This window comes from Litchfieldia alkalitelluris (assembly GCF_002019645.1).
Lineage (GTDB): Bacteria > Bacillota > Bacilli > Bacillales > Bacillaceae_L > Litchfieldia > Litchfieldia alkalitelluris.
Genome location: NZ_KV917374.1, coordinates 1726486 through 1740050, shown reverse-complemented (window position 1 = coordinate 1740050; position 13565 = coordinate 1726486). Strand labels below are relative to the sequence as shown.

Here is a 13565-nt window from a genome sequence, read left to right as displayed (position 1 = left end):
TGAGTGTAAAACTTTTCACACTCGATGGTGCGAATTCAATTAGCTTCGTTCTATTTCTACCCATGATTTCTTTTTAGCCGACTCTTCTATTGCATGTAATACTTTTTGGTTCTTTAGGCCGTCCACGAAATTAGGTTCGGGGCTTTTACCTGTTGCTATCCCATTCATTAACTCGGTGAATAGATTAATAAAAGTGTGTTCATAGCCGATTATATGACCTGCTGGCCAATAGGCACCTGCGAAAGGATGGTATTCTTCTGTACAATTAATTGTTCGAAAGCCTTGCAGACCATGTTCATCCTGATCAAAGTACACTTGTAGGTTATTCATATTTTCCATGTCCCAGCGAATCGAGCCTAACTCTCCGTTAATTTCAAAGCGGTTGCCATTTCGATTTCCCCCAGCAAGTCTAGTTGCTTCAAACACTCCAAGAGCACCGTTTTCAAATCGAGCCATAAAAGCAGCAGCATCGTCTACATCGACTTCTCCCATTTCCCCACCTTCTACCTTTCCACTTAAGCCCCCAGTCATCTCTCCGATAGGACGCTCCTTAATGAAGGTTTCCATCATTCCGACAACCTCTGTAAACTCACCTACTAGGAATCTAGCTAAATCGATACTATGGGCAGCGATATCCCCCAACGTCCCTGTTCCAGTCACATCTTTACGTAGCCTCCATGTGAGTGGGAAATTCGGGTCCATAATCCAATCCTGTAGATAGGTTGCACGGATATGGCGTATTTTTCCTAATCTTCCTTCCTTAATCAGCTTTTTTGCAAACTGTACAGCTGGAGCAAATCGATAGTTATGACAAATCATATGTACGACTTTATTTTTCTCAACCGCTTCAAGCATTCGTTCTGCTTGTTCAACGGTCATCGCAAGTGGTTTTTCACAAATGATATGCTTTCCAGCTTCAGCAGCAGCAATCACCATTTCTGCATGTGAGTCGTTTGGAGCCACGATATCAATCAAATCAATGTCATCACGTTCAATTAATCGACGCCAATCTGTTTCATATGAGGCCCATCCCATCTTTTCGGCTGCTTGTTTGACATTCTCTTCATTGCGCCCGGAAATAGCCTGCGTGATGGGAATTGCATCTGTGTCAAAATAAAAAGGTAGATTTCGATAAGCAAGACTATGGGCTTTCCCCATGAACTTGTAACCTATCATTCCTACACGTATTTGTTTCTTTTCGTTCATTGATTTCACCTTCTTTTTTTGTTGGTGTCTATCTTGAAAATAGACCCTATGACTTACTTTCTCCTTGTTTTCGCCTCGGCAACTAAATCATAGAGGCCCTATGATTCACTTTCTCCTTGTTTCCTCTTCAGCAACTAAATCATAAAGGCCCTATGATTTACTTCCACCTTGTTTTCGCCTCGGTAAGTAAATCATAGAGAGCCTATGATTCACTTTCCCCTTGTTTTCGCTTCAGCAACTAAATCAAAAAGGCCCTATGATTTACTTTCTCCTTATTTTCTATTGAGCAACTGAATCATAGAGGCCAAATATTTACTTCCTACTTGTTTTCGCCTGGACGCCTGGATGAAGGGGGCTACCCTAATTTTTCACAGACCCTTCAGTTAACCCCGAAATAAACTGCTTACTAAACATTAAAAAGACGATTAAAATCGGAACGGTTGCCATAAAGGTACCTGCTAAGATCATTGCAAAATCTTGGTAATAGGCGCCATTAAGTGTACGAAGTGCAATTTGAATGGTGTGAACACTTCGGTCTTTTAATACAACTAAAGGCCACAAAAAATCATTCCAAACGTTCATAAATGTGATTAATCCTAGTGTTGCCATCGCTGGACGAACGGATGGTAGGACAACACTCCAATATAACCGGAAATTTGAGCATCCATCGATCCGACCTGCATCCATCAGTTCATTAGGAATGGTTGCCATGATATATTGTCTCATCCAGAACACTCCGAAAGCGTTTACCATTGCCGGCACAATAATGGCATTTAAACTATTAATCCACCCTAGTTTACTTATAATCATATAAGATGGAATAAGCCCCAATTGAGAAGGAACCATCATTGTCGCAATAATAAAGACAAATAAACCATTCTTCCACTTGAAGTTTAATTTGGCAAAAGCAAATCCTGATAATGAGCAAAAGAATAAAACGGCTGCTGTAATCGCAGTTGAGGCAATTACAGAGTTTATAATTGCTTGGAAAAATTGGATATTATCAAAGACCTTGCCGGCATTTTCGAAAAAGTTTGCACCAGGTAGCATCGCCGGTGGGAACTTATTTACTGCTGAAGTGTGATGAGAACCAATTACAAACATCCAATAAAATGGGAAAATAGATAAAAATGTAATAATAATTAATAATAAATAAGTGATAATCTTTCCTGGACTATACCATTTTACTCCTACTTCCTTCATATACACTCACTTCCTTATTCAGCGGATTTTATACGTCTTGTTACAAACAGATTCACTAGTGAGAAAAGGACAATGATTAGGAACAATACCCAAGCAATTGCTGAAGCATATCCGAAGGAATTTCGTGTAAATGCTTCTTCATATAGGTATAGTGTCATTGTTAAGCCTTGATCCATTGCTCCACCACCAGGACCTGAGAACATAAGAGGCTCCGCAAAAATTTGCATTCCACCAATCGTTGATAAAATCACTGTAAAAATGATCATTGGACGAATCATCGGAATGGTGATATGGAAAAGCTGTTGAGCTTTACTTGCACCGTCAATCCGGGCTGCTTCATATAAATCTTTAGGAATGCTTTGTAACGCCGCTAAATAGATGATGGCATTATATCCTGTCCACCTCCACATAACCATGGAAGATATCGCAAGATGTGTTCCCCAATAGGTCCCTTGCCAGTTAATCGGCTCAATACCAAAGAATGATAGCAAGTAATTTAAGATTCCATATTGTTGACCAAAGATGGCCCCAAAGATAATCGCTACTGCAACAACAGACGTAATATTAGGTAAGAAAACGGCTAGTCGAAAGAATTGTTTCCCTTTAACAAAGGCGGAATTTAATATAAACGCTAAAATCAGTGCCAAAAACAGCTGTGGTAACGTTGAAATGAACCAAATACTAAAGGTATTTCCTAATGCTTTCCAAAAAAGAGGGTCATCTGTAAAGAGAAGTTGATAGTTTCTTAATCCAACGAATTCTTTCGTCCCTAAGATATTCCACTTATGAAATGAGATCCAGGCTGTGAAGATGATTGGAAAGACTCCAAACACTCCAAATATAATAAAAAATGGAGAGATATATAAGTATCCAGATATATGATCCTTCGTAGACTGCTTCCATGTCTTCTTATAGGAAGGACTATTCGCAGGTTGCTGTTTATTTAGATTTACATTCGAGGACATTGTATTTCCCCCTTTCAATTTTCTATAAGATAAGAGATTGTAAAAAGACCAGTCTCTCCATTGTTTTCAACGGGTTTAATGTACTCAAAATCATTTGTTTCAGTTTAGAGAGACTGATAAATGACCAGTCTCTCCTAACTAGAGTTATCGGCTTAACTCACGCTCAATTTGTTCCATTGCTTGATCCCAGCTTGCTTGTGGCTCAGCTTGACCGTCCTTCACACGTGTAATTGCGTCACCGATATATCCTTCAATTTGAATTGATTCAGGACCTTCGATAATTGGTTTTACCTGTTTAGCAGCTTCTGCATAAATTTTACCTACAGGAGCATTGTTGAAATAATCACTTGTAAAGCTTTGAATTTCTTCAGAATCATAGATTCCTGGTGTTGATGGGAAATTCCCTGCCGTCTTGAATGTAGCTAATTGTTGTTCTGGAGATAGTAACCATTTGATTAATTTGTAAGCTTCTTCAGCATTCTTTGATTCTTTCGGAATCGTTAAGAATGAACCACCCCAGTTACCTGAACCTTCTGGTAATAATGTAATATCCCATATACCAGCTGCATCGGGAGCATTTTCCTTCATAAATGTCATCATCCAAGCTGGAGCAAGTAATGTAGCAAAATCGCCATTTGTCATCCCTGTACCCCATTCAGCTGACCATTGTTCGAAACCTGAAGTAAGATCTTTTTCAATTAACTGTACGGCAAAATCATATGCTTTTTTGATTTGTGGATTATCTTGCACAATCACATTGCCATCTTTATCAAAATATTTTTCACTTCCTTGACCTTCCATTACTGAGTAAGCACCATTTGGAGAGTCGATCATTGCCTTACCTGTTTTCGCTTTAATTTCTTCCCCTACACGAATGAAGTCATCCCATGTTTTAATTAGGTTTGCCACTTCTTCACGGTCAGTAGGTAAACCAGCTTGTTCAAATATGTCTAAACGGTATGCCATTGCTTGTGGACCGATATCTGTTGGTAAGCCTAGTAGGTGTTTACCATCAGCTGTAAGCGCTTGCCGCCATTTCCAATCTAAATAATCTCCTTTTACGTCATCTGCCCCTAAATCAAGGAGGTTATGAAAATGTTCAGGATTTCCTTTCATCTTATCAATACCCTTTACTTCGACAGCTGAGATATCTGGAGCACCACTGCCAGCTGCTAGCGCAGTTGTTAAGTTGTTATGGACATCGGCAAACTCAGAAAGTTGAATGTCTACTTCAATTCCGTTTTCTTCGGCATATTGTTTAATTTGGTCTTCAATTCCCATTCCAGGCCACAACCAAATGGTTAACTTTGTTTTTCCATTTGAATCAGTAGACGTATCTTTACTACAACCAACTACACCAATAAAAAGCATAACACTCACAAAAACTAGTAAGATCTTTTGAATTCCAAACTTCCTTAACATCTTCTTTTCCCCCTTTATTTTAAAAAGTTCAGTTGTTAAACTAACACAATATTAATTATATTTTTGAAGATTCAGACAGGTCAATGTGTTTTGTAAGGGCTTTCATTACTATCTTTCGACTAAATTCGTCGTTATTAAATAGTAGGTATGCTTAGTAAATTTCTACTTCTCCATCCACCAGGCCTACTGGTAGAGGACTTGGTCTCTTACAACTACTGGAAAGTTCGATATGCGATCCTTGGTCTGAAGAATCAAGAAATGCTTGCATGACATCTAACACGTGATAAGCCATTTCGCCATTTGCTCGATGAGTTTTACCAGTCATCATTGCATTTGCCATATCAGCAACACCAAGGCCACGGCTATTATCTGTGTATCCATGTGTTAATGGCACTTCCACTTCACTAGATTCTCCCGCTTTACGCACATAAACTGGACCTCCAAATGTATTTGGATCTGGTACATATAATGAACCCTTGGATCCATAAATCTCAATATGTGGTAATCGAGTTCCCCACACATCAAAACTAGTGATAATGGAACCAATCGCACCATTCTGGAAATCAATTAATCCAGCAATATGGGTCGGCGTCTCGACATGGATCGATTCTCCATGCTTTGGTTGACTTGTAATCATTCGGTTATGATAGGTGATCCTTGTTGTACCACTAACTCTTCGAATAGGACCAATCAAAGTAATAAGTGCTGTAAGATAATAAGGTCCCATATCAAACATTGGTCCTCCACCCTTTTGATAATAAAAAGCTGGATCTGGATGCCACCTTTCATGACCTGGGATCATCATAAATGCTGTAGCAGCGACTACCTCACCAATCACACCTTCATCAAGGAGATTTCGACAAGTTTGAATTCCACCTCCTAAAAAGGTATCTGGTGCTGCACCGACAAGTAACCCCTTTTCCTTCGCAACGTCTAAAATTTGTCTTGCATCCTCTCTAGAAATAGAAAGAGGCTTCTCCACATACACGTGTTTTCCTGAATAAAGCGCTTCCAAACAAATCTCTGCATGTGCCTGTGGAATGGTTAAATTGATGACTAATTCTACATCAGGATCTGCTAATAACTCTTCAACTGTATAAGCTTTCTTTATTCGAAATTCGTCTGCTTTTGATTGTGCTCGGTTTAATTCTAAATCAGCGCAAGCGATAATCTCAAAATCTTTAAATCTATTACCTGCTTTAAAATAAATACCACTAATATTTCCACAACCAATAATTCCTGCTTTTATCTTTCTCAATAACCTCACCTACTTCTGACTTACTAAAAGTCCTAGCTGTTCTTCGACAAATTCCTTACACGTTTTTAAGCTTTGATAAGGAGTACTCGTCGATTTGTCAATTTCGACAGTTACCCAACCGTTATAATTTATTTCTTCTAAAAATGCATACACTGGTTGAAAATCAATCGTCCCTAAACCTAGCTCACAAAAAATAGGTAAAGCTTCATTTCCTGTTAAAATTGGGAACTTTTCAACATCGACTGCATCATCAGGTGTCACGTCCTTCAAATGCAAATATTGAATTCGATCTTTATAACGTCTCATGACCTTTACGGGGTCCATTCCAGCTTTTGTTAAATGGGCGGTGTCAGGACAGAAAAATACGTAGTTAGGGTCTGTCAATTCCATAATAGCATCTATTTCATTTTCATCTTGGATCTCCGTCCATAGGTGTGGATGAACACAAGCTTTCACACCTAAATCATAGCAGCGTTTTGCTGCCTCATTAATCGTTTCAGCGGCGATTTTCAATTCATCTAAAGAGGTGCCTGTTGGATTTCTTGGCCCACCTGGACCGAATACAATAATGTCACTATTATTTGCCGCTAAGAATTTAGCCACACGAGTGTTATATTCGATAACTTCCTTTTGTTTAGCCTTTTCACTAAATCTCCCGCCACCATATAAAGCGGAAAGCTCAAATTGATGATTTGCGAGTAATTCTTTAAATTCCTCCATTCGGTTCTCATATTGTAAAGCAATATGAGTAAATGTTTCACACGCCTGATATCCTAACTCAGATGCTTCCTTTAAGCCTGTAAGGAGATCTTCCCCCCAAGTAATTAAATGACACGATACCTTCACTAAGACGACAACTCCTTTCTTACTCGGTTAGTTAGTTAGTTTGTTTAATAAATAAATTAACAATAGTAAAAAAATTCTAAAAATTTTTCACCCAATTATTTCTGAGTCTTCTTCCTCTTCAATACTTAATAGTTCCTTTAAAATTAGTGAAACGGCACCAATCACACAGCTTTTGTCTCCAAGTTGAGCTTTAATAATGTTAGGATGATTGGCTTTATTTAACATACTTTTTTTAACAAACTTCTTAGCCGGATCAAGAATCAAGTCACCAGCTTCTACAAGTGAGTTTCCGATGATAATTGCTTCCGGGTTGTAAGAATTGATAATATTTAATAGACCAACACCCAAGTACATCCCTGTTTCTGATAGGACCTTATTGATCTCGCTGTTCCCTAATCTAGCTAGTAATAGAATAGAGTCAATCGAGTATTCTTCTAACAATAATGGTTTAAGGCGATTTTGAAGTGCTTTTTCAGATGCATACATTTCCCAGCATCCGTAATTTCCACAGCTACATTTCAATCCTTTCACGTCGATTATATGGTGACCAACTTCTCCAGCTAATCCTTCAACTCCAGTGTAGAGCTGCTCATTTAAAATAACCCCAGCACCAATCCCAGTACCAGCACTTATATAAACAATATTTTTATATTCCTTACCTGAACCAAACCACTTTTCCCCAAGTGCTGCGAGCTTTGCCTCATTTTCAACATGAATTCTATAGTGGGGTAACTGCTGTGTAAGCATAGAAGCGATCGGGACATAATCCCAGTTAAGATTAGGTGCAAATAAAATAGACCCTGTCTCATGATTCACAATACCTGGTACTCCAACAACAATCCCTATAATTCCATAGGGGGTTTTGGGTGACAGCTCTATTGCTTCTTTAATCGTTTCTACCATTTTTTCAACAATATGCTGTTGCAGCTCATCCTTTTTCAAATACACTTGTTTTTTCCAGATGATCCGAGCTTGCAAGTTGGTTGAAACAACTAAAATGAAATTAACTCCTAGCTCAACACCTATTAAAGTACCAGCATTTCTATTAAATTCAAGCATAAGCGGTCTTCTTCCACCTGTTGACTCCCCAGTGCCCAATTCAATGACATAATGTTCTTGAATTAGTTCATCGACTAAGGAGGAAACTGTTGCTTTATTTAATCCTGCTACCTTTGCAATGTTTGCACGAGAAATTCGTTTGTAATCACGAATTATGTTAAGAACAGTATTTTTATTGATTCTCTTCACTAAACCTAAGTTCCCTGTCCTCACAACATCAACTACCTTATACAAGGAATAAATATACGTGCTAAGTAGGTCCACACTTGTTGCTAACCCCATCCCAGAAAACGCTTTCTTTAAAAATTATATTCTACCTCCTTTTCATTAAAGGTGATTACACTTTTATTATTCTATTTTTTCTAGTCTCTTTTCAATGCTTATTTAAACAAAAATTATGAGCATTTTAAACAATTAACGACAGGAATTTAGGAGATAGATTCCTCGCTCCACAATCGTGTAGTACTTCATCTGTTAATTTTGTCCTAAAGACCTCGACTCAAGGACGTATGGACAACTTGTTTTTTTTGGTAGATTTATCGTTGAGACTTTGCATCAACGACAGTTCGGAAGGCTTGATGTGGGGTGTTGTCGGTGAGACCTCTACTCAACGACATTTTGACCACTTGCTCTGGTCGTTTTGTCGGTGACACCTTTCCTCCACGACATTTTGACCGCTTGCTCTGGTCGTTTTGTCGGTGAAACCTCTCTAATGCTCCGCCCTTATTGGTATTAAGATACCAACAACCCTCGAAGCTAGGGTTGTTGGAGAAAAGTGATAGAGGAGCAATCACAATCGAGATTTTCCACAAGAAAGTCTATTACATAGACAGTAAAAATCCGATCAACGGACAAAATTTAATAGTTTTACACAAGATTAGTGAAGAGAATAGTGCATGGCACACTGATTCTATCTTCAGTAAATAGTATATTATAAGTTAAGCTCTACCCCTCGTGGATTAAAAGGAGTTCAGTTGTTATTTGTGTTTTTACATGCTTGGTACGGCATTCGGATATTTGAGGAGAAATATACAATTGTACAAAATCAGTTTTGAAATCCGTTAGTTTCTATTATGCTTATAAAAAAGCCTGTAAAATTCTGACTTGGATGTGATCCTAATAGGTTGTTTTTTTAGGATACACTACCATGAATCAAATTAAACGAACATAACTGTCCCTAAGTTCCTGTTATAATTACGAATAGCCTAAATCAGCTTTCGATTTAGGCTACTTATTTAGATATGTTGAAATATTTTTAAGGAAATAGGAAATACATTTTCTTTAAAGTATGTTTTTAAATCTCTTAACCTGCTCAGTAATAGCTCTTTCAGTAGGTAAACGCTCCATACTGGAAGCACCGAAGAATCCACTAATGCCGTTTGTTTTACTTAATACATATTCCGCATCTTCTGGCTCGGATATAGGTCCTCCGTGACACAAAACAATAATATCGGGATTTATTGACTTTCCTGCATCGTGTATTCTTTGGACAAGGTCTACAGACTCATCTAATGTTAGTGCTGTTTTGGCACCAATACTTCCCTTCGTTGTTAACCCAACATGAGCAACTAACACATCTGCGCCAGCCCTAGCCATTTTTATTGCATCGTCCTCATTAAAAACATACGGCGTTGTCAATAAACCGACTTCATTTGCTTTTCGAATCATTTCAACCTCAAGATCATATCCCATTCCTGTTTCTTCAAGGTTTTGCCTGAATATCCCATCGCATAGCCCAACAGTTGGGAAGTTTTGAACACCAGAAAATCCCATTCGTTTTAAATCTTCTAAAAACACGCTCATCACTCTAAATGGATCTGTTCCACAAACACCAGCTAATACAGGCGTGTCCTCAACGATTGGTAAGACCTCTCTTCCCATATCAACCACAATTTGGTTCGCATCCCCATAAGGCATTAACCCAGATAAGGAACCTCTACCTGACATGCGATAACGTCCTGAATTGTATATAATAATTAAATCTACTCCACCCATTTCAGCACATTTAGCCGAAAGACCCGTTCCTGCGCCTGCCCCAACAACAGCAACGTTTCTCTCTATATTAGACCTAAGACGGTTCAGAATTTCTTCTCTTGATAATACCATAGCGACAACTCCTCTCTCTATTTAACAGTCTCTCTTAAACTACTTAATAACTTACTAGCAATCAGTTCTGCCACTGACTCATCATTGATATCCTTCTCGGTTTCAATGAACGGGATATCAGGTCTTAAATTTTCCTTAAGTGTCGAATACAAAACTTCCCGTTGCTCAACCCCCTCAAAGGCCTGCCCTTCTTGATCAATAAGTGATACTCCTCCCTTAGGAAAGATTACTATAGGTGGGATTATAGCTTGATTTAACTTTATAGCAATTATTTCTCCTAATTTTCGATTTTCATCGGTCGTTGTTCTCATCAATGTAGTTGTAGGGTTGTGCTGGTAAAACTTTCTGTTTTTGAACTGTACAGGCACAGAATCCGGCGTGCCAAAGTTAACCATATCCAATGCTCCAACGGAAACAACTTGAGGAATACCAGCTTTACCCGCTGCTTCTAATCTTGTAGGGCCAGCGGTGAAGATTCCTCCGACTAACTCGTCTGCTAATTCAGTAGTGGTAATGTCTGCTACGGCCTTAATAAAACCACCATCAATTAATTCTTCCATTGCAAGACCACCAGTGCCTGTCGCATGGAACACTAAAATATCGTAACCTTGCTCTTCGAGGATTTCCCTTACTTTTGTAACACAAGGTGTAGTAACTCCAAACATCGTCATTCCAATTGTGATTTTGTCATCTTGTTCTATAGATTCACTATAGATACCTTTGACCATTCCAGCCATTGCATAAGCAGCATTACTTAAAATACGACTCGATAATTTATTAATCCCGGCAATATCGATTACAGAATACATCATCGTTACGTCTTTGACCCCAACATATGGCCTAGTATTTCCTGATGCAACTGTTGAAACTAATAACTTAGGAATACCGATTGGAACAACCTTCATAGCTGATGCGCCAACCGTTGTACCAGCTGTACCACCCATCCCAATCACACCAGCAACAATCCCTTTGTGGATTAGTTGCTCCATGACTTTTGCTACTCCTTCAGCCATTGCTGAAACCGCTTTACCTCTGTCATTGTCCTGTCTAAGAACTTCTAATGTTGTCCCTGCTAATTTAGCTACCTCACTACTTGGGATGTCTGGTTGAATCTGAGGAGTGTTAAGTACGCCTATATCAACCAAATAGGTTTCTATCCCTAACCTTTCTAATGTATCTTTTACAAATTCAAATTCAGTCCCCTTTGTATCAAAAGAACCAATAAGTATAACTTTTTTAGACTCCACTATATCACTCCTTGTAATTAAATTATTAGAAGCAGAATGTTTTCATAATAACAAGCCAATTTTCTAAAATGAAAATTACTCACCAATTGTTTGACGATCAGGTGCTGAATAAGTAATGATCATTCGACAAGGCTCCCAGCTAGTAACAGTGGCGTTATGTGGAACTCCTTGAGGGATTCGCAACATCATACCTGGTTTGAGGTGATACATTTCATCCCCTAACGAATGATCACATTCTCCTGAGAGAACAAAGATATACTCCTCACAGTTCGGATGGATATGTCTAGGGTTTGAATCTCCTGCATTGATGAAAACCATTCCAAATGTCATTTCACTATCTGGGTCAATTTCCTTGCCACACAACCATTGAATTTTACCCCAATCCATATTTAAAACGTGCTTTTGATCTTTTAAATTAGTAATTGTCGCCAAATTCAACATCTCCTTTTAAGATTTTTTTAGTTACCTTTAAAATACATAGATTGTAGATCACTCCATTCAATACAATACACCATTGGAACATCACGGGGCGGTCCGCCGGGAGCTTCCTATCAGTGGATTCTCCCGAAACCGCTTCATCCCAAAGGAGCTGGAGTAACTCTCTGATAATACTACCAATAAGGTTTTTTAGATTAATAAATCAATATAACAAAAGGGGCACTGTGGTTATGACTTGTGAAAATAGTGCCCCAAAATTATTCAGTTTATCTGCTATTCCTTGTTTAGTATGATTCCTCACGAGCCTTATAAGCTGCGTTCATTTCCTCAATAATTTTTTGATAGGTTGCATCTTGCTTTAGTTCTTCAACATATTTATCCCAAGCTTCGATAGGCTGTTTGCCCATAATAACTTGTATTTTTAAATCATCAATTTTCTTGGTATAGTCTGCTCCCATTTTTAAGTGAGTTTCAGAAACTAAACCAATGGCTGGATCTGGTTCACTAATTGGTTCCTTTTGGTCGATAATTTGCTTGTTACGATCAAATTTTTCTTTTGGCATACCTGGTGCATACGCATACATATATGGATCGAATTTCATGAACATTTTTCCGAAGGCTCCAACACCTACGCTATCTTTAACAGCTTGTTCTGTTGCCACTTTAAAGCCATCTTCTTCGTTGTAATGAGTACCCTCAATACCGTATAGGGTTAATGTGCCGCCTTCTTCAGACGCACCATAGTCTACTAGTGATAAAATTTTCTTCATCTTTTCTTCTGGAACAGATTTCGGAATTGCTATACAGCCAATGTACCCTCTAAATTGCTCTGCATATGGCTCTCTGTTAGGTGCACTTAACGCTGTGAGTGGAAGCCAATCAACGCTTGATTCTCTTTTCCACTGGTCGTAAGTCCAACGCCATGTAGCTTCAATCGTCTCAGCTGTTAACCCAGCACGACCACCAGTGGCAAGATCCCAGAATTGAGTTTCTTTCATAACTGCATAATCTGGAGGAATTAATCCTTCATTATATAATTTGTGTTTATATAATAAGGCTTCTCTCATTTCCGGTTCTAACGTGACATCTACAAGCTCCCCATCCACTTCCTTCCATTTATCTCTTGCTCCAGTAAATACAGATTGTAACCAGTAATCTGCACGCATTGTGTAGCCGTAAGTTGGGTCTTCACCATCTGGTTTGTTTTCTTTAAACGCTTTTAACACTTCATATAGTTCATCTGTAGTTTGAGGCACTTCAAGTCCAAGTTCATCCAACCAATCTTTTCTAATGGAAGGAGTAACAAATCCATCTAATGGTCTGGCAACTGGAATCACGAAGTTTTTCCCATCAATTGATGTGTTTTTCCAGATAACTTCTGGATAATTCATTAAGTTTTCATATTCTTCTACATAAGGAGTTAGGTCCCAGAATGCTCCTTGTTCAACCAGTTGTTGAAAGACCGGATTTGTTACATCATCGATCTTTATGAGGTCAGGAAGATCTCCTGAGCTTAGCACAACATTTAAACGATCAATATAATCTGGACCTGACACCCATGTGATATCTAAATCAGTGTTAGTACGTTTCTCTAGTTCTAATAAGACTGGATTATCCTCTGAAGGAGGTTGTGCTATCGTAAAATCTGACATAATTGAAATTTTGACTGGTCCTCCATCCGCCTCAGAACTACTTGAATCGGTTGTACAGCCTGTTAAAAGTGTACTTAATAACAATCCACCGATTAAAACTGATTTAAATCCATGCTTTATTGAGATCTCCTTATGACTCATTTCGAATCCTCCCTTTTTTCAT

At 38.5% G+C, this 13565-nt stretch carries 11 protein-coding genes; all 11 read right to left on the bottom strand.

Going from position 1 to position 13565, the window contains the following annotated elements; genetic code table 11:
* Positions 1 to 39: 39 nt before the first annotated feature.
* On the bottom strand, positions 40 to 1206 hold the full coding sequence (locus BK579_RS07970; RefSeq protein WP_078544682.1) for a Gfo/Idh/MocA family protein: 1167 nt from the start codon (positions 1204 to 1206) through the stop codon (positions 40 to 42).
* Between the two features lie 360 nt (positions 1207 to 1566).
* Complete coding sequence (locus BK579_RS07965; protein ID WP_078544681.1) at positions 1567 to 2409, bottom strand: carbohydrate ABC transporter permease; 843 nt, start codon at positions 2407 to 2409, stop codon at positions 1567 to 1569.
* 14 nt (positions 2410 to 2423) lie between these two features.
* Positions 2424 to 3374 (bottom strand): carbohydrate ABC transporter permease, encoded by a 951-nt coding sequence (locus BK579_RS07960; RefSeq protein ID WP_078544680.1) that lies wholly within the window; start codon positions 3372 to 3374, stop codon positions 2424 to 2426.
* A 144-nt stretch (positions 3375 to 3518) separates the two neighbouring features.
* Positions 3519 to 4796 carry an ABC transporter substrate-binding protein gene (locus BK579_RS07955; protein WP_078544679.1) on the bottom strand — a complete coding sequence of 426 codons (1278 nt, stop codon included), beginning with the start codon at positions 4794 to 4796 and terminating at the stop codon, positions 3519 to 3521.
* A 151-nt stretch (positions 4797 to 4947) separates the two neighbouring features.
* The gene (locus tag BK579_RS07950; protein ID WP_078544678.1) at positions 4948 to 6054 is read right to left on the bottom strand and encodes a Gfo/Idh/MocA family protein; all 1107 of its coding nucleotides are present in this window, start codon (positions 6052 to 6054) and stop codon (positions 4948 to 4950) included.
* A gap of 9 nt (positions 6055 to 6063) precedes the next feature.
* Positions 6064 to 6900, bottom strand: coding sequence for a sugar phosphate isomerase/epimerase family protein (locus tag BK579_RS07945; protein ID WP_078544677.1), 837 nt, complete (start codon positions 6898 to 6900; stop codon positions 6064 to 6066).
* 87 nt (positions 6901 to 6987) lie between these two features.
* A complete protein-coding gene (locus BK579_RS07940) occupies positions 6988 to 8172 on the bottom strand; it encodes an ROK family protein (RefSeq protein ID WP_204524777.1) in 1185 nt (394 codons plus the stop codon).
* 1068 nt (positions 8173 to 9240) lie between these two features.
* The gene (locus BK579_RS07935) at positions 9241 to 10065 is read right to left on the bottom strand and encodes a phosphoenolpyruvate hydrolase family protein (RefSeq protein ID WP_078544675.1); all 825 of its coding nucleotides are present in this window, start codon (positions 10063 to 10065) and stop codon (positions 9241 to 9243) included.
* Positions 10066 to 10082: 17 nt separating this feature from the next.
* Positions 10083 to 11312, bottom strand: coding sequence for a Tm-1-like ATP-binding domain-containing protein (locus BK579_RS07930; RefSeq protein ID WP_078544674.1), 1230 nt, complete (start codon positions 11310 to 11312; stop codon positions 10083 to 10085).
* Between the two features lie 75 nt (positions 11313 to 11387).
* The gene (locus BK579_RS07925) at positions 11388 to 11753 is read right to left on the bottom strand and encodes a cupin domain-containing protein (RefSeq protein WP_235848380.1); all 366 of its coding nucleotides are present in this window, start codon (positions 11751 to 11753) and stop codon (positions 11388 to 11390) included.
* 281 nt (positions 11754 to 12034) lie between these two features.
* Positions 12035 to 13543 (bottom strand): extracellular solute-binding protein, encoded by a 1509-nt coding sequence (locus tag BK579_RS07920; RefSeq protein ID WP_078544672.1) that lies wholly within the window; start codon positions 13541 to 13543, stop codon positions 12035 to 12037.
* Between the last annotated feature and the right edge of the window lie 22 nt (positions 13544 to 13565).